This window comes from Streptomyces fungicidicus (assembly GCF_003665435.1).
Taxonomy (GTDB): Bacteria; Actinomycetota; Actinomycetes; order Streptomycetales; family Streptomycetaceae; genus Streptomyces; species Streptomyces fungicidicus.
Genome location: NZ_CP023407.1, coordinates 1119350 through 1145388, shown reverse-complemented (window position 1 = coordinate 1145388; position 26039 = coordinate 1119350). Strand labels below are relative to the sequence as shown.

Sequence of the window (26039 nt, the reverse complement as noted above, 5' to 3'; positions counted from 1 at the left end):
CGTGTTTCGTGATCACGAACTCACTGTGACTGACGGGTAAAGCATGCTTCTGTCCTTTTTGTTGAGTTACTGACCGACCAGGCCGGGCCTCAGCGTTTTGGTGAACAGCACCGTGCCGTCCTGCTCCCGCATCCGCACCGTCAACTCGCCGCTGTCGCCGTCGATGTCGACCTCGCCGAAGAACTGGTAGCCGCCTGCGGGCGAGACGTTGGAGGCGCTCGGCGCCTTCACCCACACCCGCTCCGGCCCGAAGGTGCCGTCGAGGGCGCTGGCGGGGAAGGCGCCGGCGTTCAGCGGACCGGAGACGAACTCCCAGAACGGCTCGAAGTCGTCGAACGCGGCCCGCGACGGCTGGTAGTGCTGCGCCGAGGTGTGGTGCACGTCGGCCGTCAGCCATACCGTGCCGGTGATCCGCCGGTGCTTGACGAACCGCAGCAGCTCCGCGATCTGCAGCTCCCGGCCCAGCGGCGCGCCCGGGTCGCCCTGGGCCACCGCCTCGACGTGCCGGCTGCCCTCCGTCGTGTCGGGCACGACGAGTCCGATCGGCATGTCGGCGGCGATCACCTTCCACACCGCCCGCGACCGGGACAGCTCCCGCTTCAGCCACTCCAGCTGCTCGCGCCCGAGGATGCCCTGCGGGTCCACGGTCTGGTCGCCGGAGGAGTTGGCGCCCCGGTACGTCCGCATGTCCAGCACGAACACGTCGAGCAGCGGCCCCTGCCGCAGCACCCGGTACACCCGGCCCTCCCGGTCGCCCGGCCGCAGCGTGGACATCGGGAAGTACTCGCTGAACGCCCGCCGCGCCCGGGCCGCCAGCACGTCGACGCTCTTCTCCGTGTACCGGGCGTCCGTGTCCGCGATCCGCTGGCCCGGGTACCAGTTGTTGCGCACCTCGTGGTCGTCCCACTGCACGACGGACGGCACCCGCGCGTTGAACCGGCGCAGGTTCTCGTCGAGCAGGTTGTAGCGGAAGTTGCCCCGGAACTCGGCGAGCGTCTCGGCGACCTTGGACTTCTCCTCGGTGGTGATGTTGCGCCAGACACCGCCGTCCGGCAGGGCGGCGGTCGCGGAGACGGGGCCGTCGGCGTAGACGGTGTCGCCGCTGAACAGGAAGAAGTCGGGGTCGAGCCGCTCCATCGCGTCGAAGATGCGGTAGCCGCCGATGTCGGGGTTGATGCCCCAGCCCTGTCCCGCCAGGTCGCCCGACCACAGGAACCGGACGCCGTCCCGCCGCCGGGAGGTGACGGTCCGGAAGGTCCCGGTGACCGGCTCGCCGGTGCGGCGCGGGTCGTCCGGGTCCGCGAGCAGCACCCGGTAGTGGATCTGTTCACCGGACGGCAGTCCGTGCAGCCGGGTGGTGCCGGTGAAGTCGGTGCCGGCGCCGATCAGCGGCCCCCGCCGGCGGCGCGGGTTGCGGAACGACTCGGTCGCCGACGTCTCGACGATCATCCGCGCCGGACGGTCGGAGCGCACCCACACGAGTCCCGAGTCCCGGGTGATGTCGCCGGTCTGCACGCCCCACTCGGCCCGCGGGCGCCCGGAGCGGGCGAAGGCGGGCGCCGCGCCGAGCGCGGTGGGCAGGGTCAGGGCCGCCGAGGCCACGAGCGAGCCGCGCAGTACGGCGCGGCGGCCGGGGAACGGACGAGTTGACATGGATGCGCCTCCAGGGACGGACTCCGGCCAGTGTGGGCTGCCACAACTACTCGGGCGGCGCGGCTCGCACGCAAACCCCGAGTGAACAACCGATCGCACCGGCCAGGGAAGCGGACGCCTACGCTGCGGCGGCCTCCGCCATCAGGCGCACCCCCTCGTGGATGCGCGCGGGCGTCACATGCGCGTAGCCCAGCACCAGCCGTACGTCCTCCTCGGGCGCCGCGCCGTGCGCGTAGTCCGTGAGGGGGCGCACCGAGACGCCGGCCGCCGTCATCCGCGCGAGGAAGCGCTCCCGCGGCCCGTGGCGCGCGGGCAGCGAGACGATGGCGTGCAGCCCGGCCGCGATCCCGGACACCTCCGCGCCGGGGAAGTGCTGCCCGAGGGCGGCGACCAGGGCGTCGCGCCGCTCGCGGTAGGCGCGCTGGCAGCGGCGCAGCTGACGGTCGTAGTCGCCGCGTTCCACGAACCGGGCGAACAGCGCCTGGTCCAGGGCGGGATGACCGAGGTCCATGGTGCGTTTGCGCTCCACCACCTCCTCGGTCCAGGCCCGCGGCACCAGCAGCCAGCCGAGCCGCAGCCCCGGGGCGAGCGACTTGCTGACCGAACCGGCGTAGGCCACGTGCTCGGGGTCGAGTCCCTGAAGTGCTCCGACGGGCGCCCGGTCGTAACGGAAGTCGCCGTCGTAGTCGTCCTCCAGCACGATCCCGTCCACGGACCGTGCCCAGTCCAGCAGTTCGGCCCGGCGCCGCGCGGAGTACGCGATGCCGGTGGGGAACTGGTGCGCGGGCGTCACGGTGGCCGCCCGCACCCCCGAGGCCCGCAGCCGCTCCGTCTCCAGCCCTTCCCCGTCCACCGGCACGGGCACGCAGGCCACGCCGGCCGCGGCGTACAGGGCCGTGTGCTGCGGGCTGCCGGGGTCCTCCACGCCGACGGAGCGCATCCCGCGTGCGCGCAGCGCGAAACCGAGCAGCGCCGTCGCCTGCGCCACCCCGGAGAGCACGACGATCCGCTCCGGGTCGGCCACCACGCCCCGGCGCCGCGCGAGCAGTCCGGCCAGCGCCGTACGCAGCCGGGGCAGCCCGCGCGGATCGGGGTAACCGAGCTCCTGGTGCGGAAGGTCCGTGAGCACGTCGCGCTGCGCGGCGGCCCACGCCGCCCGGGGGAAGAGCGACAGGTCGGGCGTGCCGGCGACGAAGTCGACGCGGGCGCCGGGGGCGCGCGGGGCGAGGTCGTGGGCCTGCGGGCGGGCGGCCCGTGCCGCCGCTCCCACCCATGTCCCGGAGCCGCGGCCGGAGCGCAGATAGCCCTCCGCCGTCAGCTGCTCGTACGCGTCGGTGACCAGCCCGCGGGACACGCCCAGGTCGGCGGCCAGGTCACGGCTGGACGGCAGCCGGGTCCCCGGCGCCAGCCGTCCCGACCGCACCGCCTCGCGCAGCGCGGCCTGCAGCGAACGGCCACGCGCGCGGGCCGGCGCGGAGGCGGCGGGCAGCAGCAACTCCCAGGCGGAGGAGGCGCCGGACTTCTCGGGACCCGTCTGCGGTGGCGTCATGTCAGGGCCACATTAGGCGGGGGCGGCCCGGTGCGGTGGCGGAGTCCCGCCCTCAGCGGCTGCCGTCGAGGATGACGCGTGCGACGAGCGCCGGGTCGTCGTTCATCGGGACGTGGCCGCAGCCGGGCAGCCGCACCAGCCGGGCCCGGGGGATGATCTGCTTGGCGCGCACGCCCTGCCGGGGGACGAGCAGCCGGTCCCGGGAGCCCCAGGCGACGGTCACGGGGATGCCGGGCACGTCGTCGGTGAAGCGTACGGCGGTGCCCGCGCGGAGCGTCTCGGTGAAGCCGGTGGCGCCGGCGAGCGCGAGCGTCTCGGCGACCACGGCCTCGGGGGACCTGCGGCCAGGCCGGGCGTAGATGGTGCTGGTGAGTGCCGCACGGCCGGCCGCGGAGCGGGCGAGGCGCTCGACCATCGGGAGCGGCAGCCGCTCCGCGATCCGCCGCATCCCGATCAGCACGGCGAAGGCGTACCGCCGCTCCGCCCCGGTCCAGAAGCCCGCGGGGGACAGGGCGGTGACGGACCGTACGAGCCCTTCGCGGCCGAGTTCCAGGGCCAGCAGCCCGCCGAGCGAGTTGCCCGCGACATGCGGCCGGCCGAGCTCCAGTTCCTCGCACAGCGCGCCCAGGGCGGCGTTCATGGTGGGCAGGTCGTGGGTGAGGCCGTGCGGGAGCGACGGGGAGGCGCCGAAGCCGGGCAGATCCACGGCGATCACCTCCCGCTCGGTCGCCAGGATGTCCACCACCGGGTCCCATGCCTGGCGGTGATGGCCGATGCCGTGCAGCAGGAGCAGCGGTTCGCCGCGGCCGGCGCGCGCGTAGGACAGGGTCACGGTCTGCGGGCCGAGGGGAGAGGTGACCTCGAAGGTGACGGTCGCGGACATGAGGGTGCTCCTCGTCTGGGACTCGCGGAAACGGACGTCGCCCGACGTCCGTAGACAGCTTGTCAGCAATTGCTACCGACGGGTAGCCCCCGCGCCGGTACGGGTGCGGGCGGCCGGCGCCGCCTGGACACCACCGCACCGGTCGGCTGGGATGGTGCCGTGACCACCGACACCGTGACCGACGTCTTCGAGGCACACCGACCCGTTCTCATGGGGGTCGCCTACCGCATGCTGGGCCGGGTGGCCGACGCGGAAGACGTGGTGCAGGACGCGTGGCTGCGCTGGTCGGCCGGCGACCGGGCCGAGGTGCGCGAACCGCGCGGCTACCTGGTGCGCGTGACCACCCGCCTCGCCATCGACCGGCTGCGCCGGATCAAGTCGCGCGGCGAGACGTACGTCGGACCGTGGCTGCCCGAGCCGTACGTCACCGACTTCGGCGACACCGTCCCGGACACCGCCGAACGGGCCGTCCTCGCCGACTCCGTGTCTCTCGCCGTGCTCGTCGTCATGGAGTCCCTCTCGCCGCTGGAGCGCGCGGTGTTCGTGTTGCGGGAGGCGTTCGGCTATCCCTACGCCGACATCGCGGCGGTGCTCGACCGGGGCGAACCGGCCGTGCGCCAGCTCGCCGGCCGGGCCCGCAAGCACGTCGCGGAGCGGCGTCCGCGCTATCAGGTCGACCCGGCCGAACGCCGCGACCTCACCGAGCGGTTCCTGGCCGCCGCGACCGACGGTGACCTGGAGGGCCTGCTGGAACTGCTCGCCCCGGACGTGCGGCTGGTCGGCGACAGCGGAGGCAAGTCCCGCGCCCCGCTGCGGGTCCTGGAGAGCGCCGACCACGTGGGACGCTTCCTCCTCGGCGCCGCCCGCAAGAGCGTGCCCGCCCTCTCCCTCCGTTTCCTGGAGGTCAACGGCGGCCTCGCGGTGCTCGCGCTGTCCGGGGACGAGCCCGACTCGGTCTTCCAGCTCGACGTCGCCGACGGGCGCATCCGGACGGTGTACGTCCTGCGCAACCCCGACAAGCTGACGTCGCTCGCCGCGGCCCTGTAGGACCGCCCCGTCACCGGGGCCCCCGCCGCGAGGGGCCCGTCGTCGTGCCGATTGGTATTGACCAAGGGTGTGGGCCGTCCTATGGTCGCAGACAAGTGAAACAACCTTTAATAAACAAGGGCGCTAAAACGCCCGCCGGACACGGCGATCGTGGAGGACAGGGTGGGGACCACGCAGCTGGAAACGGTGCCGGAACCGAAGTACTGGCATCTGAGGACCGTGCTGACCGAGGCGCTGGACTCGGAGTTCTCCGTGGGCGAGATCCTGCCCAACGAGCGTGACCTCGCCGCCCGCTTCGGCGTCGCCCGCGCCACGCTCCGGCAGGCCCTGGAACAGCTCGAGCTGGAGGGCCGGCTGCAGCGCCGCCGCGGAGTGGGCACGACGGTCGCCCCGCCGCGCATGGGGGTGTCCGTCGGCACGGCGCAGCACACCTGGCCGGGCGGGCCGCACGACGCCTGGCAGGCGGTCGACTGCGCGCTCGAGGTGCCGCCCGCCGCCGTCGCCGAGACGCTGGTGACCGGCCGCGACGAGCCCGTGCACGTCGTACGGCGCTCCCGCGTCTCGCACGGCCAGCCCGTCGCCGCCGAACTGCTGTACGTCCCGGCCGAGTCGGTGCCCGACCTGTCCGCCATCGACGCCCCGTCCGGCGCGGCACGCGCCCGCGCGGTGCTGCGGGAACTGCAGCGGCTGGAGCTGGAGCGGCAGGAGAACGCGGTGGAGCTGGGCTCCGCCCGCGCGGACGACGCCAAGGAGCTGGACCGGCTGCCGGGCGCGCCGGTCCTCGTCGTCACCACCCGCTGCATCGCCCGCGGCCGCACCGCGGCGCTCTCCGTGGCGACCTACCGCGCGGACACCTGCCGCCTCACCTTCGGCGACTCCGGCGGTGTCGAGATCCACCACGGCCCGGAATGCCGGGCATCCTGACCCCGCACCCGCACCCGCACCCGCACCCGCACCCGCACATGCCGCCCGCCGGCGCGCCCGAGCGCCGGCGGACGGCGGTGTCGGCGCTGCCCGGCGCGGCGTTCCCCAGGTGTGACGCGGGGGCTTCACCGGAGCCGGCCTGATCCAGGCGGCAGGCGGGCGCACGCGAGGCCCGTTCGCGGTTCGCCGACGGCCGGGCGCCGGGTGGCGGAGCCGTGGGCTGCGCGCGGCGACGGCAGCTCACCGTGCGGTCCGGGCGCGTCAGCGGCGGGCCGTCACCGAGCCCTCGACCGCGAAGAGCTGCTCCTCCACATGGTCGAGCGCCAGCCGCACCGCACCCGTGGCGACCGCCGCCTCGCCGAGGTGGGACAGGGTGACCCCGGGCGGGCGCAGGCAGTAGCGGGCCAGCTCGCGCCGGAGCGGCTCCAGTACGCCGTCCAGGCCGGCCGCCCAGCCGCCGATCACGACCAGCTCCGGGTCGAGCGCCAGCACCAGCGCCGCCACGTCGTGGACCAGCCGTCCGATGAAGCGGTCCATCGCCGCCAGCGCACGCTGATCGCCCTCGCGGGCCTGGGCGAAGACCTCGGCGACCGCCTGCTCGTCGAGCGGGTGCAACGGCTCGTCCGTGGTCGACAGCAGTGTCTCCGGCGTCGCTTCCCGGCCCAGCAGATGCAGTGCCCCGATCTCACCGGCCGCCCCGCCGAACCCCCGGTGCAGCCGCCCGCCGATCAGCGAGCCGGCCCCCGGACTCAGCCCCGCCAGCACGAAGACCACGTCGTCGGTCTCCCGGGCGGCGCCCTTCCAGTGCTCGGCGACGACCGCCGCGTTGGCGTCGTTCTCCACCAGCACCGGGCACCTGAAGGACCGGCTCAGCCGCTCGCCGAGGCTCAGCCCCGTCCAGCCGGGAAGCGCCGTGCCCAGCCGTACCGTGCCGTCCGCCTCGACGATGCCGGGCGTGCCCACACCCACCGCCCGCAGCGAGCCGCGCGGCACACCGGCCCGGCGCAGCAGTTCCGCGACGGCGGTGCTCAGCCGCTCCAGCCGCTCGTCGGCGTCGACGGTCTCGTCGACGTCCCTCGACTGCGCGCCGATCACCCGGCCGTCCAGATCGGCCAGCAGCGCGGCCACCCGGTGCGCGCCGATCTCCAGGCCGAGCAGATGCCCCGCCTCCGCGCGGAAGCGGAACCGCCGCGCCGGCCGTCCCTGCCGCCGCGCGGCGCCCTCACCGGCCGCCGTCTCCACGACGAGGCCCGCCTCGATGAGCCCCTCGACGACGCCTTCCACGGTCGGCCGGGACAGCCCCGTCACCCGGGTCACCTCGGTCAGCGTCGCGCAGTCCGTGGCCCGCAACGCGTGCAGCACCACGGCGGAGTTGATCCTTCGCAACAGCGAGGGGTCCCCGCCGGTCAGCCGACCCACCGTCCGTCCTCCCAGCTCGTGCGCGTGTTGGGCGGATCGTACTCGGCGCGGCGGACCCCGGCGACCTCCGGGCACGGCCGCCCGGGGCGGCCCGATCAGCCCGGCGCCACGAAGCCCGACTCGTAGGCCGCGATCACCGCCTGGGTGCGGTCGCGCGCCCCGAGCTTCGCCAGCACGGCGCTCACATGGGACTTGACGGTCTCCGTCCCCACCACCAGCTTCGCGGCGATCTCCGCGTTCGTCAGGCCCCGCGCCATCAGCCGCAGCACCTCGCCCTCGCGCCCGGTGAGCCGCGCCCGCTCCAGCGCGGCGCGCGCCGCGCGGTTGCCGTCGCCGTCGCCGTCGCCGTACTCCGCCGCGAGCCGGCGCACCGAGGCGGGGAACAGCAGCGACTCCCCCTCGGCGACCAGCCGCACCGCGTGCACGATCTCGGCCGGGCGCGCCCGCTTCAGCAGGAAGCCGTCGGCGCCCGCGCGGAGCGCCCCGTACACGTACTCGTCGTTCTCGAAGGTCGTCACCACGAGGATCTTCGGCGGCGCCGCCACCGACCGCAGCAGCGCGCGGGTGGCCTCGATCCCGTCCAGCAGCGGCATCCGTACGTCCATGGCGACCACGTCCGGCCGCAGCCGCCGCACCAGCGGTATCACCGCCGCCCCGTCGGCCGCCTCCCCGACGACCTCGATGTCCGGCTGCGCCTCCAGCACCGCCCGCAGCCCCGCCCGCACGAGGGGTTCGTCGTCGACGAGCAGAACGGTGACCGGCATCCGGCCAGCGTAGATCAGCGCAACGGCAGTTCCACCCGCACCCGCCAGTCACCCCCGTCGGGTCCGGTGTGCGCCCGCCCGCCCAGCAGGGCCGCACGCTCGCGTATGCCGCGCAGACCGCTGCCCCGGTCGGGCGCGGGCGTCCGGCCGGTGTACGGGTTGCGGACCTCCAGGCCGAGCGAGCCGTCGCCGACCGCGACACGGACCCGCACCGGGACGGCGCCCGCGTGCCGCAGCACATTGGTCAGCGCCTCCTGGAGGATGCGGTACCCCTCGCGGGAGACCGGCCCGGGCACCGTGTCCAGGGGCCCCGCCATGTCGACGTCGACCGTCGCGCCGGACGTCCGCGCGGACTCCAGCAGCCGGCCGGCGTCGGTGAGGGTCGGCCGGCCGCTCACCGGACGCCCGGACTCGCGCAGCACGCCGAGCACCCGCTCCAGGTCCTCCAGCGCGGCACGGCCCGTCTCCTCGATGGCGGCCAGGGCCCGGTCGGTGAAGGCGGGGTCGCCGGCCGCGCGGGCGGCGCCCGCCTGCACGACGGCCACGGTCAGGGCGTGGCCGATGGAGTCGTGGAGTTCCCGGGCGATACGGGTGCGCTCCAGGAGCTGCTCGGTGCGTTCCTCCATGGCGGCAAGCCGCTCGGCGGGGGAGGGGCCGAGCAAGCGGTGGGCCAGCGCCGTGATCAGCCGGCCCGGGGCGACCACGGCCACCGCCAGGACCACCAGCGTTGGGGGCAGCAGGAGGACGTGCCACCAGTCGTGCCCCTCCAGCAGCAGCAACTCCCCGCCGGCCGTGTCCCCGCCGAACACCGAGGCCACCAAGTCCACGATCGCCAGCAGCAGCTGCGCGATGAACACCGAGGTCGCGCAGCCGATCAGCAGCCGCGCCTGAAGCCAGACGACGAGCCTGCCCCGGTCGCCCGGGGAGGCGGACGGCGCGACGACGATGCCGGCGCTCCCGCTGTCGTGCCGCTGACCGGTCAGCAGCAGCCGGGCCTGCAGCCCCTCCACGGTGCGCATCGCGGGCACCAGCCCGACGGGCACGAGCACCGCGGCCGCCACCGCCCAGGTCCACCACGCCTCCTCGATGAACAGCCACATCGACGGCCACACGATCGCGACGAACAGGTGCAGCAGCCGGGTGTACGTCACCGTCCGGCCGAACGGGCGGAGCAAGCGGACCATGCCGCCATCGTGCCACCGCCGCCCGCGGGAACCTCCCCCACGAGGGGGAGGCGGACTCCACCGGCGGGGGAGGCCCCGCCCCCCGACGGGCCGTCACGCTGCTCCCATGACCAGCATCGACGTCCAGGACCTCACCAAGGAGTACGGCGCCCGGCGGGCCGTGGACCACCTCACCTTCCGGGTCCTGCCCGGCCGGGTCACCGGCTTCCTCGGCCCCAACGGCGCGGGCAAGTCCACCACCATGCGCCTGGTGCTCGGCCTCGACCACCCCACGTCCGGCACCGCCACCGTCGGCGGCCGCGCCTACGCCGCCCTCCGGGAACCCCTGCGCCACGTCGGCGCGCTGCTCGACGCGCAGGCCGCGCACGGCTCCCGCACCGGCCGCGACCACCTGCGCGTCCTGGCCGCGAGCCACCGCATCCCGGACCGCCGGGTCGACGAGGTGCTCGGGGAGACCGGCCTTGGCTCCGTTTCGCGCCGCCGGGTGCGGACGTACTCCCTGGGCATGCGCCAGCGGCTGGGCATCGCCGCCGCGCTGCTCGGCGACCCGCAGGTGATCATGCTGGACGAGCCCTCCAACGGCCTCGATCCGGAAGGCATCGTGTGGATCCGCACCCTGCTGCGCCGGCTCGCCGACGAGGGACGGACCGTCCTGGTCTCCAGCCATCTGATGAACGAGACCGCCTCGTTCGCCGACCACCTGGTCGTTCTCGGCCGCGGCCGGCTGCTGGCCGACACCCCGATGCGCGAGTTCATCGACGGGCGCGTGCGCCCCGCCGTCCGCGTCCGCACCTCCGACCCGGCCGCCCTCCGAAGCGTCCTCGCCGGGCACGGCCACCGCGTGGTGGAACACCCGGACGGCCACTGGACCGTGCCGGACGCGCGGGTGGACGACATCGGACGCCTCGTCTCCGCCGCCGCCGTACCGCTCCTCGAACTCGCGGCGGACGAGGGCACCCTGGAACAGGCCTATCTGGACCTGACCGCCGCCGAGACCGAGTTCGCCGCACAGCCCCAGGAGGCCTGACCATGACGTTCGTACCCGTGCTGCACGCGGAGTGGCTGAAGATCCGCACGGTCCGCTCGCTCCCCGGAGCACTGTTCGCGCTGTTCGCGGCGACCACGGCGTTCTCCGCGATCGCGGGGGTCTCGGACACGTCGGACCCGGAGTCCGACCCGCTGTTCATGGCGCTGTCCGGCGTCGCCCCGGGCCAGATCGCCGCCATCGCCTTCGGCGCCATGGCCGTGTCGGCGGAGTACCACAACGGGGCCCTGCGGGTCTCGCTGGCAGCGGTCCCGCGGCGCGGACGGTGGTTCGCCGCCAAGGTGACGGCGATCGCCGTCACCACCCTGGCCGTGAGCCTGCTGACCGCACCGGCCGCCCTCCTCGCGGCGCGGGCGGGTCTCGGCCCCGCGGCGAGCGGTCTCACCACGGGCGAGCAGATCCGCGGTGTCGTGGGCTGCGCCGTCTACCTCACGCTGATGGCCCTGCTCGCGGCCGGTCTCACGGCCCTGCTGCGCAGCGCGGTCGCGACGCTGTCCGTGCTGATCCCGTTCGTCGTCGTCGTGTCCTTCGTGATCGGGGACGCGGCCGGCACCGTCGTCGACTTCCTGCCCGACCGCGCCGGACAGGTCGTCCTCCACCAGACCTACGACGGAACACCGGGCCCCTGGACGGGACTTGCGGTCACGGCGCTGTGGACGGCCGCCGCCCTGCTGGCCGGAGCGTGGAGCCTCGGCCGCCGGGACGCCTGAGCGGGACCGCCGCCCGGCCGGTACTCGCCTGACGCCACGCCAACTGTCAGTGGCGACGGGTTTACTGGAGCCATGAACATCGCCCGGCACATCGCCCTCATCGACGAGCTGTGCTTCCGCCCCTTTCCGGCGGAGCACGGCCCGTCGGACGTCGGCTTCGGGGGACCGGGCCACCACGTCGCCGTGCTGGAGATGGGTGGCGGCCCGGCCGGCGATCCCGCGCGGCGGGCGGTGACGGTGGACCAGTTCGAGAAGGGCCGCGACGCCGTGTACGAGGTACTGGCCTCCCGCTGGGGCGACGTCGACCCCTGGAACCTGCAGACGGTCCTGCTCCGCACGGAGCGGGAGGAGATACCCGGACCGTGGGCCTGGCTCGCCGTCCGCTCCGGCGTGGCCTGGCTGTGGGAGGTGCGGGGCACCGGCCGCTGGCTCGCCGTGGCGGTCGCCGACCGGGACCCGGCCGACGCGGTCCGGCTGCTGGCGCTGGTCACGGAGACGGCGCCGCCCTGACCGCCGGCCTCACCCTTCCTCCGCGGCCTCCCGCAGCCGGCCGAACTCCTCAGCCAGCGCCGCCGGCGTCCAGTGCGCGTTCAGCCCGCTCGGATTGGGCAGCACCCACACACGAGTGTCACCGATGGTCCGCGCCTGCGGCCCCACCACCGCCTTCCGGTCGTCGAACGCCGCGCGGTACGCGGTGACCCCCACCACGGCCAGCCGGCGCGGCCGGAGCCGGGCCACCTTCAGGGCGAGCAGCCGCCCGCCCTCCCGGTACTCCTCGGCGCTCAGCTCGTCGGCCCGCGCGGTCGCCCGCGCCACCACGTTGGTGATGCCCAGCCCGTACGACAGCAGCTCCCGCTGCTCCGACGGCGCCAGCAGCCGGGGCGTGAACCCGGAGCGGTGCAGCGCCGGCCAGAAGCGGTTGCCGGGGCGGGCGAAGTGGTGGCCGGTCGCGGCCGTCATCAGACCGGGGTTGATGCCGCAGAACAGCACGCGCAGGCCGTCCGCGACCACGTCCGGCACGAGACGGTCGCGGGCGGCCTCCAGCTGCTCGCGGGTGAAGCGGGTCAGAGAATGGCTCCGGGGGTGTAACCGGCCGCCTCCGGGTGCTGCTTCACGATCTCCTCGATCCGTCCGGCGACGGCGCCGACCTGGTCGCTCGCGGCACCGGTGAAGGACAGCTTGTCCGCCATCAGCGCCTCCAGCTCACCCTTGCCGAGCGGCAGCCGCTCGTCCGCGGCCAGCTTGTCCAGGAGGTCGTTGCGCTCGGCCCCCTGCTCGCGCATGGCGAGGGCGGTGGCGACGGCGTTCTCCTTGATCGCCTCGTGCGCGACCTCACGGCCCACACCGGCGCGCACCGCGCCCATCAGCACCTTGGTGGTGGCGAGGAACGGGAGGTAGCGGTCCAGCTCCCGGGCGACGACCGCCGGGAACGCCCCGAACTCGTCGAGCACCGTCAGGAACGTCTCGAGGAGGCCGTCGAGAGCGAAGAAGGCGTCCGGCAGCGCGACCCGGCGCACCACCGAGCAGGACACGTCGCCCTCGTTCCACTGGTCGCCCGCCAGCTCGCCGGTCATCGAGGCGTAGCCGCGCAGGATCACCATCAGGCCGTTGACGCGCTCGCAGGAACGGGTGTTCATCTTGTGCGGCATCGCGGAGGAGCCGACCTGGCCCGGCTTGAAGCCCTCGGTGACCAGCTCGTGCCCGGCCATCAGCCGGACCGTCTTCGCCAGCGACGACGGAGCGGCGGCCAGCTGCACCAGCGCCGTGACGACCTCGTAGTCCAGGGAGCGGGGGTAGACCTGGCCGACGCTCGTGAACGCCTGGGAGAAGCCCAGGTGCCGCGCGATCCGCTGCTCCAGGTCCGCCAGCTTCGCCGCGTCGCCGCCGAGCAGGTCCAGCATGTCCTGCGCCGTGCCGACCGGGCCCTTGATGCCGCGCAGCGGGTAGCGGCCCAGCAGCTCCTCCACCCGGCCGTACGCGACGAGCAGCTCGTCGGCGGCGGTCGCGAACCGCTTGCCGAGGGTCGTGGCCTGCGCGGCCACGTTGTGCGAGCGGCCGGCCATGACCAGCTCGCCGTACTCGGCGGCCAGCCTGCCCAGCCGCGCCAGCACGGCCACCGTGCGGTCGCGCACCAGCTCCAGCGAGAGCCGGATCTGCAGCTGCTCGACGTTCTCGGTGAGGTCGCGGGAGGTCATCCCCTTGTGCACGTGCTCGTGCCCGGCGAGGTCGTTGAACTCCTCGATTCGGGCCTTCACGTCGTGCCGCGTGACCTTCTCGCGCTCGGCGATGGAGGCGAGGTCGACGGTGTCGAGGACACGCTCGTAGTCGGCGATCGCCGCGTCCGGCACCTCGATGCCGAGGTCCTTCTGGGCACGCAGCACGGCGAGCCAGAGCTGCCGCTCCAGCCTCACCTTCTGCTCGGGGGACCAGAGCGTGGCGAGCTCGGCGGAGGCGTAGCGTCCGGCGAGGACGTTGGGGATACGGGGCTTGGCGGGCGCAGCAGTCACGTACAGGGAGTTTAGCGGGTGTCCATACAAGTTCCGAACCGTCCATGCGATGTAGGAACCTACAGGTCAGAGCCCTGCCAGCCGTAGCCGCGCGCGTCAGTCTGTGAGACGAGTGTGAGACGCGCGCGGCGTCCACTCCGGTGCTGTAACGCTCCGGATTCCCCTCGCATCCGTGTTGCTAAGTAGGAACGGATGCTGTTAGATGGACTCATCGGCCCCCATAAACGGGGGCGGCCCCAACCCGGTGCGTCAACACCGTGAAGGGGCCTGACGGATCACCTGCGACTACAGGAGAACCGCTATGGCACATCCTGCCATCACCACGCCCATCGTCACCCCGCTGCCTAGCATTCCGCTGCAGCCGGCCCCCAACGCCTCGCCGGTGCGGTCCGGCTACCGGCTGGTGCCCGCGCTGGTCGGCCGTTCGGGTGAGAAGCCCGTCGTCGTCCACGTCCCCTGCCCCGACTGGTGCACCGTGGACCACCTCGCCCAGCGGGCCGTGTTCCTCGAGGACATCAACCACCAGGGCGAGCCGGCCGCGCTGACCATCACGACCCTGCACCCGGCGCGTGTGCCGCTCGAGGTGTACCTGTCCTGGTGGCCGGCCTCCGACGGGATCTCGGAGAAGCCGTGCCTGTCGGTCGACCTGGACACCGAGGTCGAGGTGTACGACCGGACGGCGGCGCTCGCGATGGCCGACCAGCTGGTCGCGTTCGCGGCGAACGTCCGCCGGCTCGCGGAGTCCCTGCCCGACGACAACGGCGACTCCTCCCAGGCCGATGAGGCGCTGCGCCGGGTCCGCCAGGGCGGTGCCGTCTGATGCCGCGCCGCAATCACAACGTGGACACGACCCGGCAGCGGGTCGCCGTCGAGGAACTGTCGAGGCGTGACGCGCGCCGCCTGGCCGCGAAGGCTCGCCGCCGGCGGTGGTCCGCGTGAGCTACACCCCGCTGCACGACCCGGACGAGCGCGCATTCGTGCCGCCGCTGCCGACGGCCATCGACCGGGCCCGCGAGACCCTCGCCGAGAAGGCCCGGGCGAACATTCACGACCAGGACGCGATGATCCGCGCCGCCGTTGGCCTCCACTACGTCCTGCGCGACCTGCTGGCCGCGCTGGACGCCGACCGGGGTGAGGGCCGGTGAACGGGCAGCCGCCGCCGTTCGAGGTGGCCCGAACGCTCACCCTCGACACCCTCGACCACGGGCCCGTCACGTTCGACTGCCCGACCTGGTGCATCGGCCACCACTGGCAGGAGGGCGCGATCGTCGGCCGTGACGACATCACTCACCGGTCGGTGAGGGTGAAGGCCGGCACGGTGACGGAGTCCCGCGGCTGGCTGCCGATGCTGACCGTGTGGGTGTCGTGGGCGCCGTTCGTCGAGCTGGTGCCGGTGATCTCGCTGGTGCTGGACGCGGAGGGCGACTACCCGGCGGAGGACGGCCCCCGTATCGCGGAGGGCCTGCGGCTGGCGGCGTCCCGGATCGAGCAGCTCGCCACCGAAGCGCTCCGCCTGCGGGGTGAGGTCCGGTGAACCCGATCCTGTTCCGGGTCCTGGTGCTGCCGCTGCTGGCCGCCGAGTGCGTCGCCCAGTTCGTGTGGCACGACCAGGCGTGGACGACCGTCTTCGCCCTGCTGGCCCTCGCGGTGATCGCCGTCTGGTGGGCGATGCTCCCGCGCCCGGTCGAGGAGTGTCACCCCGACTGCCCGAAGTGCGCCGAGTCGCTTTCGGAGGGCGAGCAGCCGTGACCGCCCGTTGGCCCGTTCGCCGGCCGACCGAGCACGCCGCCTTGCGCGCCGTTGCCCGGTCGGCCCGGCCGACCCCGTCCGTTCCTGCCCTGATGGCCGCGCTCCTCGAAGCGAACGAGCGCCGGGACCGTGAGGGCGTCTGCCTGGCCGCACACGCTGTTGTGCGTGCCGCCGAGGAGATTTCATGAGCAAGCTGAAGAAGGCGGCGCCCTGGGCGCTGCCCGCCGCTCTCACCGCCGTCGCCGTCGTGTGGGCCGTTGCCGCGATCGGTGACACCCTCACCGCCCAGGCGCACCCCGTGTTCGCCTACTCCGTCGCCGTCCTCTACGACGCGGTGTGGCTGTACGCCTTGGCTCAGGAGACCGCGCACCGCCGGCAGGGATCGAATGCCCGGCTGCCGAAGGTCATCGGCTGGGTGTTCCTGCCGCTGACCGTCGCGGTGCTGGCCGTTCACGGGCTGCTCGCCGGTGACGTCCTGGCCGCCGTCGTGGGCGCGCTCATCCCCGTCCTGGCGAAGGTCACGCTGGTGATGGCCATCGACCGGGACGCCACCCGCATCAGCGCCCGCGCTCAGGCCGCCATCGACCGCACCAGGGCCGCGACCCGTGACCGCATCGCCGTCTCCCGGGCCGTGGCAGCCGCCCGGGCCGACGAGACGAAGGCCGCCGCCGACATCGTGAAGGGCGCCCGGGAGGCGGAGGCGAAGGCCGTGACCGTCACGCACGACGCGTTCGAGAAGTACGCGGAAGTCATCGACCAGCACCCCCTGCCGGACGTCGCCGAGCTGCCCGGCCTGGTCTCTGACGACGACCTCGAAGCGCTGCTGTCGGGGGGCGTGCCGGAGCCCGTTCCCGCACTTGGCACGGGGGGAAGCGTCGACGCGGGTGACCGGTCTGGCGCGGACGACGGCACACCCCCGACCGAGTCGGCACGGGAAGCGAACAACCGGGCCGTGGCGCTGCTCGCCGCGCAGCTGTACGCGACGGACCCGCCGCCCTCGAAGCGGAAGTTCCGGGCCGCGATGCGCGCCGAGATGAACGCCCGCGGGCTCACCGGATCGTGGGACACCATCGACGCCCTGTACGACCGGGAGAAGGCCCTCACCGGGCGGAACGGGGGCGAGAAGTGAGCTCCCTGGAGAAGGCCGCCCGCGACGCCGTCGAGGCCGCCGACAACACGCAGATGGTCCAGCAGATCGCCGCCATCCTCGCCGCGCAGCAGCTCCTCAACCAGCAGCAGCCCCAGCAGCCGGCCTGCCAGCACCAGCACGGCCGCAGCGCCGGCGAGTGGCTCGGCATCGGGGCCGCCGCCTGCGTCGGAGGCGTCGGCATCGCGTTCGCGTCCATCGCGATCGCCATCGGCGCCGTGTCCGTCGCCATCCTCGCCCTGGTCCTGCGTGGCATGTGGCAGGACGTCCAGCGCAAGGGCCGCTGACTCGCCCTTCCGTCCCCCGCGGCTCGCCCGTGGGGGTGCGGTGGGGCCGGCCAACCGGCCAGCCCACAACCGAAGGGAGCCCGCCATGGGCCTGTTCAGCCGGAACAACGACAGCCAGTACGCGCAGAACACGGCGCAGGAACTCGCCGCCGCAGCCAGGGCCAACGACGTCGACAAGCTCGAGCAGCTCATCAACCACATGGCGTCCGAGGGCGACGCCGCCACCAACGCGGCCACCATCGCCGAGTTCCAGCGGACCTACCGCCGCTGACCGGCTGCCCGATCCGCCCGGCCTGTCCGGGCGGTGAGGGGAGCCGGGACAGCCCCGGCCCACCACCCGAGAGGGGCCACCATGCCCGCCACGAACCACGACCCGCTCACCTGGGGCGAAGTCGCCCGCGTCGTCGCCATCGGCGCCAAGGTCCAGCGCCGCAAGGCCCGCGGCAAGTCCACGCGGGCGCTGGAGAAGCAGGCCGAGCAGATCATCGCGAAGGCCGAGGCCCGCGAGAACGCCCGCAAGAAGTAGACCCGCCCGGGGCGGCCGTCCTACCGCCAAGCAGCCGGCCGCCCCGGGCCCCTGTCCCTCCGCAGAGAGAAGGAACAACCAGCATGACCGAGACCGCCCCGGAGAAGGTAAACGGGCACGTCAAACCGCAAGTGTCGCTGCTCAAGTTCGCCCCCGCGCAGCCGTCCGCTCCGGTCGTCGAGAAGACCGAGGAACCGCGCCGCCGGGTACGCATCGACCACCTGCGGCGGGTCGTCGTCGAGGTCCGCACCCACGACGGCTACCGGGCCCTCATCCGGCACGGCGCCTACACCTGGGGCGGCGCCCGCATCCTCGCCCGCCGCGCCTGGGAGTCCAGGACGACCGCCCGCCACGAACGCATGATGCGGATCGCCGAAGCCTCCGGGAACGAGGAACTGGTGCGGCAGTGGGAACAGCGCGCCTACGCCTACCGGTTTGCTCGGCATCGCCGCCGCGTCGAGCTGCTGCAGATGGTGATGAACGCCCCCAAGACGATCGCCACCGGGGTCGGGGCCGGCGCCGGGGTGCTGCTGCTCCTGGGCGTCATGCTCGCCTGGGCGAACCACGACGTCGCCGACGTCCTCACCCCGATCACCGCGGTCGTCGAGTTCGTCGCCTGGGTGGCGTTCATCGCCGGCGTCATCTGGGAGCCGCTGCTGTACGCGCTTCCGTTCCTCGCACTCGCCGGCGCGTGGAAGGTGGGCCGCGGCCAGCAGGCGGCCCCGACGTGGGCGCTGCCCGCGGACGCCGAGGAGAGGGACGTCGTCCCCGACGAGAATGCCATCCTGCGAGCGCTGGGGAAGCTGTCGATTCCGCAGCTCAACGCCGCCATCAAGGAGGGCTGGCAGCCGCGCTGGGTGTCGCCGACGACCCGCTCCGGGAACGGCTACCACACGCAGCTGCAGCTTCCGATGGGCGTCACCGTCGAGATGATCGCCGGGAAGAAGAACGTCCTGGCCCACAACCTGATGCGTAAGCCGATCGAGGTGTGGCCGGTCGAGCCGCCGAAACAGCCTGGGGTGCTCGACCTGTGGGTGGCCGACCAGGGGTCGCTGTCCGGTCCGATCCCGCCGTGGCCGTTGCTCCTCGAGGGCACCGCCGACTACTTCAAGGGCGTGCCCGTCGCCGTGTCGCAGCGCGGGGAGCCGATCGTCGGCAAGCTGATGGCGTCGAACTACATGGTGGGCGGCATCATGGGGCAGGGGAAGTCTTCCCTGGTCATCGCGCTGCTGCTGGGGGCGATCCTCGCCCCGATCGTCATCGCAGAGGTGTACTGCATGGCGTACAACGTCGACTTCGATCCGCTGAAGCCGCGCCTGCGCCGACTGGTCAAGGGCGACGACGACGAGCAGGTGAAGGACGCCCTGGACGCGCTGCGCCGGCTGCGCGACGAGGTGACCGAACGGGGCAAGCTGCTGGAGTCCCTGGGCGGTGAGGCGACCAAGCTGACGCGCGAACTGGCCCTGAAGGACCCGCGGATGCAGCCGATGGTCGTCGTCTTCGACGAGGTGCACGAGCTGTTCGGGCACAAGGAGTACGGCAAGGAGGCCGGCGAGCTGGCCGTGAAGGTGCTGAAGAAGGCCCGGAAGGTGGGCATCACGCTCATCTTCACGACCGTGTCGCCGACCGCGGACAGCATCCCGCGGGACGTCACCCGCAACACGTCCAACCGTGTCGCCTTCGCCGTCGGCGACCACGTCGCCAATGACGGTCTCCTCGGCACCGGCAAGCACAAGGCGGGCATCACCGCGACGACCCTGATCCCCGGGGTGGACGTCGGCACGGCCGTGACGTTCGGGTTCACGTCCAAGCCGTTCGAGGTGATCCGCTCCCACTACATCGCCCGGGACCCGGAGAAGGGCATCGACGAAGTCACTCCGGTCGTCGAGCGCGCCATGGGCCTGTACGACGGCACCGGCCCGGTCGAGGAGGCCGAGCACCAGGCGGCCGACGCGCTCGCCGACGTGGCGGCCGTCCTCGGCGACGAGCAGCGCGTGCTGGTTCAGGAGGTGCTGCACCGGCTCGCCGAGCACAACCCGGGCGAGTACCGGGACTGGTCGCCGACCGACCTGAAGCGCGTCCTCGAGCCCTACGGGGCCGAGCAGTACAAGTCCGCCGGCCGCATGGTCGTCTCCCGCGACCGCGTCCAGGAAGCCATCCTCGCCCGCCTGGGCGACGACCTCGACGACGAGGGAGCCGACGACATCTGAGGGAGTTCTCCCCAACCGGCTCCCCGTACCGGGTCCCCCAGAGTGACCTGCACAAAGGCCGGTTGAGGGAGGCGAGGGAGGCAGACACCAAAGGAGCCCTGAGGCCCGGAAAACCGGCCATGGGGCTCCCCTGCTCTGCTTCCCTCCCTGCACGACGAAGGCCCCCGCCTCGGACCTCGAGGACGGGGGCCTTTTCGCGTTCCTGGACCCTTACCGGAGCCGCTGCCCTGCATGAGTCCGGCAATCCGGCGGGCAGGGCGTCGACTCGTCGTTCACCGTCAGGGCGAACTCCTCGCACACCCACGCCATCGGCGGCCGGCCCTGACCCAACTGCCGCCGCCAAGCCTTCACCCCGCGGACGACACCCCGCTCCGCCTGCCACGCCTGCCCCTCGTACTGCCACGCCCGCCAGACGTGCATAGCCGCGCACCACACGTCGCCCGGATGGTCTCTGAGCGCCTGCACGGCCGTCTGCCGGTACCGGTCCGGGCCGAACTCCCGCAGATACTCCGGAGGCTCGTCCGTGGCCTCTGGCTGCCGTTCTCGCCGCTTCACGCCACCGACCCCCGGATGCCGTAGGACCGGCGGGCCGCACCACGGCGCTGAGGCCGCTCGTCCTCGTCGTCCGGCAGCCGCAGCGACGCCAGCATCCGCGCGTAGTTCTGCGACTGCTGCCGGTGCTCCGTGATCCACGGGGCGGTGACCTCATCGCCCTTGGCGTTCGTCACCGTCAGCCCGCCGGCCGCGGCCTGGGCCGCGAGCCTGTCCAGCAGGTCGACGGACCGGCACGCCTGCAGCAGAAGCAGCTGCTCGTGCACCTCCAGCTCGAACCGGTCCGCCACCGACGACCACAACCGCCGGCCCGACTCGGCGAGCCCTTCCGGTACCTCGTGCATCCCAACCTCCTGCGTAACGGCAATACCTGCCCTGACCTGCGGTTTTCCGTGCGAACGGGGTACATGGTGTGCGGAACGGCACCCGAACCGGCGGACGTTTCCGCAGGTCAGCGGCCCTTTAGGAGCTTTTCAGGTCCCGCGCACAGCGAGGAGCTAACGTGCCCGATCCGCAAATCCGGATGATCTTGGGGGCACCCCCCAGGGTGATCATCCGGATTGGTGCGGCAGGCGCCGAGCTCGCACGGTGCTGGCGCCTGCCGCCGTGTGACGACCACGGAGGAAAGGAGGACTCCTGTCGTCTCTCGCGGTCCGGAACCCCTTCCGGATGGTCGCGAGCCGTCTGGGTCAGTACATGGCGTTGAGCCATGCCTGGGGGTCGTTGATGAGGTCGCCGTTCATGGAGTGGATGGCGATGGGTGCGAGGTGTCCGGGTCCTCGCTTGGTCTGTTGCATGGCGCGGTGGAGGGCGGCGGCGATGAGGACGCCTGCGCTGATGTTGCTGATGCGGCGGCCGTCGATGTGGAGTTCGTCGGAGCGTCCCATGCCTGCGTCGGACCAGGCGAGGCCGGCGTGCTGGTCGGCCTGGTCTTCGTTGTGGCGGGGGACGGCTGCGCGGCGCATGGCTGCGGTGGCTTGGCTGATGAGCTGCTGCCTGCCCGCGCACGCTTCGATGAGTACGGCCGCGGCGGTCTCCAGCTGGCGCATGGCGTCGAGCGCCTGGTCGACGTCGCCGGCCTGCTCGAGGATCTGCGCCTTGAGCAGCTGCAGGTTCTCCAGCCGTTCGGCGGCGGCCTGGTCTTCGGCTTGCTTGGCCGCGTGGGCAAGGGTGAGCTTGGCGTGCTCGACGGCGAGGGCGGCGGTGCCGAGTTCTTCGGCGGTGACGCTGCCGGGTCCTTCGTCGAGGAGCTTTGCCTTGAGCTGGTCGACGGTGGCGGTGGCGGCGGTGAGCTGCTGCTGCGCGTCGGTGAGGTTGACGGTCTTGGGCATGGTCGGCTCCTAAGCGGCGGGCGGCGTGTCGTTGGTGGGCTGCTGGTTGGAGAGGAAGGTGGCGGCGGCCTGGTCGATACCGCGGGCGGCGTCGAGGGCGGCCTCCCCTTCGTGGCCGGCGTCGAGGGCGGTGATGAACGCGGCGACGCTAGGCGCCTTCCTGTCCATGAGGGCGCGGGCGTAGTGCCCGTCGGCGAGCGCGCGCTTCCGCTCGTTCTGCCGGTCGCGCATGGACCGGATCGGGTCGCGGGTCATGAGGGGTTCCCTTCGTGCTGGTGGATGTCGAGGTGTCGGGGGTCGACGATCCATTCGGTTTCGTCGGGGTTGGCGAGCACGGCGTCGTTGATGGCGAGGACGTGCTGCGGCTGGACGGTGGCGGTGTAGATGCGGTCGGCGCCGGGCTGGTGGTGGCCCTCTCCTGCCGCATAGGCGCGGGCGACGTACAGGTCGGGCGTCCAGGACATGCGGCGGGTGTGCTGGGGCAGGCAGGCCCGGTAGAGCCGGGTGGGCTGGTCGGGCCGGTCGGCGGGTTCGCCGTCGATGCGGAACCCGACGGCGCCGCCAGGCGTGCCACATGATGGCGGGCAGCTGGTCGGGGCTGGTGCGGTCGAGGATGACGGCGAACACGTCGGGGCGCATCGGGCGGGCCTGCCGGGTGATGTACCGGTTGATGTCCTGCTGCAGCTGGCGGTCGTCCCACATGGTGGGGTCGAAGTCGGTGGTGACGGCGTCGGGCAGCATCATCGGCGGCCCCCGATCAGCGCGGCGATCTCGCCCCAGGTGTCGGCGAAGTCGGGGAGCAGGGCCAGGCCGGCGACCTGCCCGGGGGTGAGCCAGTCGGCGCGGGCGCCTTCTCCGTCGCCGCGGCCGGGGGTGAACGGCTCGAGGGTGTCGGCGATGACGGTGTGATACGCCCATCCGCCGTGGTCGTTGGTGTGGATGGTGTGGTGCCGGATCCGGGGGAGGCCGCCGAGTTCTTCGCTGGCTTCCCGGTGGGCGCCACGGCGGGCCGTCTCCCCTTCGTGGAGGGCGCCGCCGGGCAGGCTCCATGTGCCGCCGTGGTGGACGTGCGGGGCGCGCTGCTGCAGCAGGACGCGGGACCCGTCGACCAGCAGGAGGCCGGCCGCGCCGTGTGGCCCCCAGTGGCGGCAGCCACGGCCGCACACGACGAAGCCGCGGGAGGTGTCGACGGTGAACGTCACGGCTCCTCCCGCACGGTGTGGTTGGGGCACTGTCCGGCGTGGACGTCGGAGCACTGCGGAATGCGGGTCGTCCGACAGAGCCGTGCGCCGCAGCCGCCGACGCACGGCCGCCCGCGGCCGGCCTTCAACGGCCGGTCGCAGACGGCGCAGCGGTGCTTCGCGCGGGCGGTCACGCGTCGTCCTCGGCTTCCCAGCGGGCCATCTTGGCGAGGTGCCGGGCCTGCAGACCGTGCTGCCGGTTGTCGTCCAGCTCGGCGCGCTGCAGTCGGCGCTGCTCCCGCCTGGCCCTGACTGCCGCGATACGGGCGGCTATCTGCTTGTCGACGTGGGAGGTCACAGGGCACCGCCGAGGGAGTCGTACCGCTGTCCGGGCGTGCGGTCCTCGACGAGCGGGGCGCGGGCCAGGTCGCGTTCGCGGTGGGCGCGTCCGCGCTGCTGCCTGGTGGCGTGCAGCCGGCCGATCGGGTCGCCGCCTTCCCGCCGTACCTGGGCGCGCTTGTATGGGGCCTTGCACTCGACTCCGGTCGGGGCCTTGCAGGTGGGGCAGGGGTGCGCCATCGCGTACCGGTACGACGACGGCCACGGCGTCGTGTTCTCCGTCATTGCTTCTCCTGGTCTTCCGCGTGACTGCTCATCGGGGCTCCTGAAGGGGACGGGCATGAGCGGCGGCCCCGGGACGGTGGCCCTGCTCTGAGGCCGCCTGACTGTCCCGTGTCCCACCGTCCCTACTACGTAGGGGACGGGGACGGTGGGACAGTCGGGGGGACCGTCCCAGGTGGGACAGTCGGGGACGGTCGGGGGACAGTGGGACGGTCATTCCTCCACCTCCTCGGTGAAGGGCTTCGCCATGCTGTGAAGCTGGGCGCCGCGGGGACCGCTTGTGACGGTGACGTAGCCTTCGTCGACCAGGCGGGCGAGGGCGGTGCGCACGATCTCCTTGCCGCCTCCGACGCGGTCCTGTACGCCTCGAACGCCCAACGGTTCGTGGGCTGTGGTGAGCGCGTCCGCCACCTTCTTCATGACGGAGGTCGGCCGGAACGGGCCGGTGTCCTCGACAGGCTTGTACAGGGCGGCTTCGGCGAACGTCTCGTCGTGGCTCTTGAGGACGAAGTCGGCGAACCAGTGCAGGCCGCTGGAGTGCGGGAGTGCGTGCCTGCGGAGCTGCCCGGGCCGGTCCTTGGCGATGCGGACGGTTGTCTTGCCGGTGAGGCCGACGCCGAACGGCTTGCGGTTCTCGAGGATGTACATCGCCCCGTTGATGCCGTTGAGCTTGTGGACTCCGCCGATGGCGTACCGTCCGCGGCCTTCCTTGTCCTTGACGACGTGGTCGAGGGTGGCGACGGCGGCGCCGAATTCGGCGATGGGCCGCAGCAGCAGCCGGCCGAACTTGGCTACGTCGGTGTTGTCCTTGAGCTCCATGCCGTGCATGGCCATGCCTTCGGTGACGCCGTCGACGGGGACGAACGTCGGCCGTAGGTCGTGCATGGCCTGGCCGATCTCCTGCCGGTTGAAGCCGACGTTCAGCGGGTCCTCGGGCCGGATGTAGGCGAACCGGTCCCGGATGGCTTGCCGATCGGCGCCGAGGGCGAGGAGCCGGCCGACGACCCCGGGGGCGTCGTCCTCGAAGTCGATGAACACGACCGCGTTGCCTGCGGCCAGCTCGGAGGCGACGGCCATCAGGGCGAACCACGTCTTGCCGCCTTCGGATTCGCCGACGATGGAGTGCATGCGGCCGGCGTAGAAGAGGCCGACGCCGTCCTCCCGGTGGCCGACGGTGGGCACCGGAGGCTTGTACGTGCCGTCGAGGACGTCCTCGAGGTCGCGGGGCCGCCACGTCGGTGCAGGCCCGGCCGGCGGTGGGACGACGGCGAGACGGGCGGGCTCGGGGACGACCAGGCCCCCAGGCTCCCCGGCCTCCCAGCCGTCCCACATGCCAGGCTCTTGGTTGGTCACGCTGCCACCCCCCGGCTGGCGGAGGCGACGGTGCGGCGGGCTTCGCCTTCGCCCAGGCCGACCTGGATAGCCGCCCCGATCAGCTCAGCCTCGACGTCGCCGGCCGCGAGATGCCCGTCTGCTACGTGTTCCCACGCCCTGCAGGCGGACCAGTACAGGCGGCTGTTCCGCGTTTCGGGGGGCGCCGTGAGGACGACTCGCACCAGGCCGGCGAGGGCCCGCCCCGCAGCGTCGCCAGACGTGGGGGTGTAGCGGCGCTGGGGGCGGACGGCGGGGGGCGGCGGCAGCATCAGCTGCAGCAGCGCTTCGGGGACCGGCTGCGGTTCGATGTAGCCCACCTTGGGGTGCAGGACGTACTCACCGGCCCGCCCGATCGAGCCGGGGCCGACGACGTAGCCGCGGGAGCTCCGCACGTCGATTCCAGGGCCGAGACGTCCCACGGAGTTGGGTACGGTGACGCCCTCCGGGATGCCGAGCCACAGGTGGAAGCCACCGGACGCGGTGCACACGGTCGTCGTCCTCGGGACGGTGAAACCGTGCTCGGCTGCAAGCCGGTTGAGGGTGGTGACTCCGTCGACGCCGTTCTTCCTGTCGAGGTCGAGGCCGATCATGTTGTCGCAGGCGATGCCGTAGCCGACTGCCTTCGGGGCCTGGTCGCAGAGGAAGCGAAACGTGTCGGGATCGTCGGTGGCGTCGCCGACACCGTGCCCGGGTGCTCCGCAGAAGGCCATGCCGGGGCAGTTATGCCCCTTCTCGTGAGGGGAGCGGATGATGGGCGTCTTGTTGATGCTGAGCGGGAACGCCCGCTTCTGCCATTCCGTGATGGCGTACAGGCCAGCCTTGCGGGCCTTGTCGTGGTTGTTCATGCGGCCCTCCGCGTGGCTTTCGGCTGCAGCTCGTACTCACGGCCGCACGGCCCGGTGACCTTGCCGAGGTGGGTGTGACGGTGCATGTTCTGGCAGTGCGGGCAGCGCCCCAGGTACTCGATGCGGCCCCGAGTCACGAGGACCAGCGGGCGTGCGATCGGCGTGGCCGGCTCGCTGGGGAACAGGGCATCGCCCTGGTGCGCGTCGACGGCGGACTGTGGCACGATGGGACTCGCGCCGACCGCGCTACTTTCACGAAGCCGAGATGTCTCCAGCATCTCGGCTTCGTTGTTTTCGGGCTTCATGCGGCTTCCCGGGCCTCCCCTGAGAGCAGCCGGATCAGGTCTGCTGTGATGACGACGTGGCGGGTGCCGACGCCGATGGTCTTGACGGGGCTGTCGCCGCGCTTCACGCGCTCGTAGAGATGGCTGCGGCTGCAGCCGATGGCGCGGGCGGCGTCGGCCACGCTGACCGTGGCGGGCCACTTCCTGATGTCCGCGAGGGTGGGCTGTCCCTTGCTCACGCGGCCCT

General features: G+C 72.8%; 34 protein-coding genes. 14 read left to right on the top strand and 20 right to left on the bottom strand.

Annotated features, from left to right (window positions below; genetic code table 11):
• Positions 1–66: 66 nt before the first annotated feature.
• The 3 genes from CNQ36_RS05130 to CNQ36_RS05120 all read right to left on the bottom strand — a co-directional run bounded on the left by CNQ36_RS05130 (position 67) and on the right by CNQ36_RS05120 (position 4085).
• Positions 67–1653, bottom strand: coding sequence for an alkaline phosphatase D family protein (locus CNQ36_RS05130; protein WP_004934444.1), 1587 nt, complete (start codon positions 1651–1653; stop codon positions 67–69).
• A gap of 118 nt (positions 1654–1771) precedes the next feature.
• On the bottom strand, positions 1772–3202 hold the full coding sequence (gene pdxR, locus CNQ36_RS05125; RefSeq protein ID WP_121545111.1) for a MocR-like pyridoxine biosynthesis transcription factor PdxR: 1431 nt from the start codon (positions 3200–3202) through the stop codon (positions 1772–1774).
• A gap of 52 nt (positions 3203–3254) precedes the next feature.
• Positions 3255–4085, bottom strand: coding sequence for an alpha/beta fold hydrolase (locus tag CNQ36_RS05120; protein ID WP_121545110.1), 831 nt, complete (start codon positions 4083–4085; stop codon positions 3255–3257).
• 159 nt (positions 4086–4244) lie between these two features.
• Between CNQ36_RS05120 and sigJ the strand changes: the two genes are divergently transcribed.
• Both sigJ and CNQ36_RS05110 read left to right on the top strand, forming a co-directional pair.
• Positions 4245–5132 carry an RNA polymerase sigma-70 factor gene (sigJ, locus tag CNQ36_RS05115; RefSeq protein ID WP_121545109.1) on the top strand — a complete coding sequence of 296 codons (888 nt, stop codon included), beginning with the start codon at positions 4245–4247 and terminating at the stop codon, positions 5130–5132.
• A 162-nt stretch (positions 5133–5294) separates the two neighbouring features.
• Positions 5295–6056, top strand: coding sequence for a GntR family transcriptional regulator (locus tag CNQ36_RS05110; RefSeq protein WP_121545108.1), 762 nt, complete (start codon positions 5295–5297; stop codon positions 6054–6056).
• A 261-nt stretch (positions 6057–6317) separates the two neighbouring features.
• Here CNQ36_RS05110 and CNQ36_RS05105 read toward each other — a convergent pair whose 3' ends face one another.
• The 3 genes from CNQ36_RS05105 to CNQ36_RS05095 all read right to left on the bottom strand — a co-directional run bounded on the left by CNQ36_RS05105 (position 6318) and on the right by CNQ36_RS05095 (position 9423).
• Positions 6318–7475: an ROK family transcriptional regulator gene (locus CNQ36_RS05105; RefSeq protein ID WP_121545107.1), complete on the bottom strand. Its 1158-nt coding sequence runs from the start codon at positions 7473–7475 to the stop codon at positions 6318–6320.
• A gap of 95 nt (positions 7476–7570) precedes the next feature.
• A complete protein-coding gene (locus tag CNQ36_RS05100; protein ID WP_121545106.1) occupies positions 7571–8239 on the bottom strand; it encodes a response regulator transcription factor in 669 nt (222 codons plus the stop codon).
• 14 nt (positions 8240–8253) lie between these two features.
• A complete protein-coding gene (locus CNQ36_RS05095) occupies positions 8254–9423 on the bottom strand; it encodes a sensor histidine kinase (protein WP_121545105.1) in 1170 nt (389 codons plus the stop codon).
• A 106-nt stretch (positions 9424–9529) separates the two neighbouring features.
• On the opposite strand from CNQ36_RS05095, the gene CNQ36_RS05090 reads away from it, so the two are divergent.
• The 3 genes from CNQ36_RS05090 (at position 9530) to CNQ36_RS05080 (ending at position 11688) form a co-directional block, all read left to right on the top strand.
• The gene (locus CNQ36_RS05090; RefSeq protein WP_004934473.1) at positions 9530–10450 is read left to right on the top strand and encodes an ABC transporter ATP-binding protein; all 921 of its coding nucleotides are present in this window, start codon (positions 9530–9532) and stop codon (positions 10448–10450) included.
• A gap of 2 nt (positions 10451–10452) precedes the next feature.
• The gene (locus tag CNQ36_RS05085) at positions 10453–11178 is read left to right on the top strand and encodes an ABC transporter permease (RefSeq protein WP_004934475.1); all 726 of its coding nucleotides are present in this window, start codon (positions 10453–10455) and stop codon (positions 11176–11178) included.
• 72 nt (positions 11179–11250) lie between these two features.
• Positions 11251–11688, top strand: coding sequence for a hypothetical protein (locus tag CNQ36_RS05080; protein WP_121545104.1), 438 nt, complete (start codon positions 11251–11253; stop codon positions 11686–11688).
• Between the two features lie 9 nt (positions 11689–11697).
• Here CNQ36_RS05080 and mug read toward each other — a convergent pair whose 3' ends face one another.
• The gene (gene mug, locus CNQ36_RS05075; RefSeq protein ID WP_121545103.1) at positions 11698–12198 is read right to left on the bottom strand and encodes a G/U mismatch-specific DNA glycosylase; all 501 of its coding nucleotides are present in this window, start codon (positions 12196–12198) and stop codon (positions 11698–11700) included.
• Positions 12199–12242: 44 nt separating this feature from the next.
• Positions 12243–13685: an adenylosuccinate lyase gene (purB, locus tag CNQ36_RS05070; RefSeq protein WP_121545102.1), complete on the bottom strand. Its 1443-nt coding sequence runs from the start codon at positions 13683–13685 to the stop codon at positions 12243–12245.
• A gap of 301 nt (positions 13686–13986) precedes the next feature.
• Between purB and CNQ36_RS05065 the strand changes: the two genes are divergently transcribed.
• The 9 genes from CNQ36_RS05065 to CNQ36_RS05025 all read left to right on the top strand — a co-directional run bounded on the left by CNQ36_RS05065 (position 13987) and on the right by CNQ36_RS05025 (position 19604).
• On the top strand, positions 13987–14505 hold the full coding sequence (locus tag CNQ36_RS05065; RefSeq protein ID WP_121545101.1) for a DUF6907 domain-containing protein: 519 nt from the start codon (positions 13987–13989) through the stop codon (positions 14503–14505).
• Positions 14506–14620: 115 nt separating this feature from the next.
• Positions 14621–14830, top strand: a complete 210-nt coding sequence (locus CNQ36_RS05060) for a hypothetical protein (protein ID WP_228312918.1) — start codon at positions 14621–14623, stop codon at positions 14828–14830.
• Complete coding sequence (locus CNQ36_RS05055; RefSeq protein ID WP_121545099.1) at positions 14827–15219, top strand: DUF6907 domain-containing protein; 393 nt, start codon at positions 14827–14829, stop codon at positions 15217–15219. Before CNQ36_RS05060 ends, CNQ36_RS05055 begins: the two co-directional genes overlap by 4 nt.
• Positions 15216–15434 carry a hypothetical protein gene (locus CNQ36_RS05050; protein WP_121545098.1) on the top strand — a complete coding sequence of 73 codons (219 nt, stop codon included), beginning with the start codon at positions 15216–15218 and terminating at the stop codon, positions 15432–15434. The genes CNQ36_RS05055 and CNQ36_RS05050 overlap by 4 nt, the downstream gene beginning before the upstream one ends.
• A gap of 184 nt (positions 15435–15618) precedes the next feature.
• Positions 15619–16563, top strand: a complete 945-nt coding sequence (locus CNQ36_RS05040) for a hypothetical protein (RefSeq protein WP_121545096.1) — start codon at positions 15619–15621, stop codon at positions 16561–16563.
• The gene (locus CNQ36_RS05035) at positions 16560–16868 is read left to right on the top strand and encodes a hypothetical protein (protein WP_206278428.1); all 309 of its coding nucleotides are present in this window, start codon (positions 16560–16562) and stop codon (positions 16866–16868) included. Before CNQ36_RS05040 ends, CNQ36_RS05035 begins: the two co-directional genes overlap by 4 nt.
• An 85-nt stretch (positions 16869–16953) precedes the next feature.
• Positions 16954–17139, top strand: coding sequence for a hypothetical protein (locus tag CNQ36_RS05030; protein ID WP_121545095.1), 186 nt, complete (start codon positions 16954–16956; stop codon positions 17137–17139).
• Positions 17140–17220: 81 nt separating this feature from the next.
• Positions 17221–17394: a hypothetical protein gene (locus CNQ36_RS34600; RefSeq protein WP_163013203.1), complete on the top strand. Its 174-nt coding sequence runs from the start codon at positions 17221–17223 to the stop codon at positions 17392–17394.
• Between the two features lie 83 nt (positions 17395–17477).
• The gene (locus tag CNQ36_RS05025; RefSeq protein ID WP_121545094.1) at positions 17478–19604 is read left to right on the top strand and encodes an FtsK/SpoIIIE domain-containing protein; all 2127 of its coding nucleotides are present in this window, start codon (positions 17478–17480) and stop codon (positions 19602–19604) included.
• Between the two features lie 210 nt (positions 19605–19814).
• Here the strand turns inward: CNQ36_RS05025 and CNQ36_RS05020 are convergent, their stop codons facing one another.
• From CNQ36_RS05020 to CNQ36_RS04970, 12 genes are all read right to left on the bottom strand, one after another.
• Entirely contained in the window at positions 19815–20159 is a 345-nt protein-coding gene (locus tag CNQ36_RS05020; RefSeq protein WP_121545093.1) for a hypothetical protein, read from the bottom strand.
• Positions 20156–20500: a hypothetical protein gene (locus CNQ36_RS05015; protein ID WP_121545092.1), complete on the bottom strand. Its 345-nt coding sequence runs from the start codon at positions 20498–20500 to the stop codon at positions 20156–20158. Before CNQ36_RS05015 ends, CNQ36_RS05020 begins: the two co-directional genes overlap by 4 nt.
• 345 nt (positions 20501–20845) lie before the next feature.
• Positions 20846–21487, bottom strand: a complete 642-nt coding sequence (locus CNQ36_RS05010; RefSeq protein WP_121545091.1) for a hypothetical protein — start codon at positions 21485–21487, stop codon at positions 20846–20848.
• Positions 21488–21496: 9 nt separating this feature from the next.
• Positions 21497–21742, bottom strand: coding sequence for a hypothetical protein (locus tag CNQ36_RS05005; protein WP_121545090.1), 246 nt, complete (start codon positions 21740–21742; stop codon positions 21497–21499).
• Complete coding sequence (locus tag CNQ36_RS05000) at positions 21739–21951, bottom strand: hypothetical protein (RefSeq protein ID WP_121545089.1); 213 nt, start codon at positions 21949–21951, stop codon at positions 21739–21741. The genes CNQ36_RS05005 and CNQ36_RS05000 overlap by 4 nt, the downstream gene beginning before the upstream one ends.
• A 276-nt stretch (positions 21952–22227) precedes the next feature.
• Entirely contained in the window at positions 22228–22689 is a 462-nt protein-coding gene (locus CNQ36_RS04995; protein ID WP_121545088.1) for an NUDIX domain-containing protein, read from the bottom strand.
• Between the two features lie 169 nt (positions 22690–22858).
• Positions 22859–23026, bottom strand: a complete 168-nt coding sequence (locus tag CNQ36_RS34595) for a hypothetical protein (RefSeq protein WP_163013202.1) — start codon at positions 23024–23026, stop codon at positions 22859–22861.
• Complete coding sequence (locus CNQ36_RS04990; RefSeq protein ID WP_121545087.1) at positions 23023–23292, bottom strand: hypothetical protein; 270 nt, start codon at positions 23290–23292, stop codon at positions 23023–23025. The genes CNQ36_RS34595 and CNQ36_RS04990 overlap by 4 nt, the downstream gene beginning before the upstream one ends.
• Positions 23293–23502: 210 nt before the next feature.
• Complete coding sequence (locus CNQ36_RS04985) at positions 23503–24642, bottom strand: AAA family ATPase (RefSeq protein ID WP_228312917.1); 1140 nt, start codon at positions 24640–24642, stop codon at positions 23503–23505.
• Positions 24639–25508 carry a bifunctional DNA primase/polymerase gene (locus CNQ36_RS04980; protein ID WP_121545085.1) on the bottom strand — a complete coding sequence of 290 codons (870 nt, stop codon included), beginning with the start codon at positions 25506–25508 and terminating at the stop codon, positions 24639–24641. The genes CNQ36_RS04985 and CNQ36_RS04980 overlap by 4 nt, the downstream gene beginning before the upstream one ends.
• Complete coding sequence (locus CNQ36_RS04975; protein WP_121545084.1) at positions 25505–25813, bottom strand: hypothetical protein; 309 nt, start codon at positions 25811–25813, stop codon at positions 25505–25507. The genes CNQ36_RS04980 and CNQ36_RS04975 overlap by 4 nt, the downstream gene beginning before the upstream one ends.
• On the bottom strand, positions 25810–26031 hold the full coding sequence (locus tag CNQ36_RS04970) for a DNA-binding protein (RefSeq protein ID WP_121545083.1): 222 nt from the start codon (positions 26029–26031) through the stop codon (positions 25810–25812). The genes CNQ36_RS04975 and CNQ36_RS04970 overlap by 4 nt, the downstream gene beginning before the upstream one ends.
• Between the last annotated feature and the right edge of the window lie 8 nt (positions 26032–26039).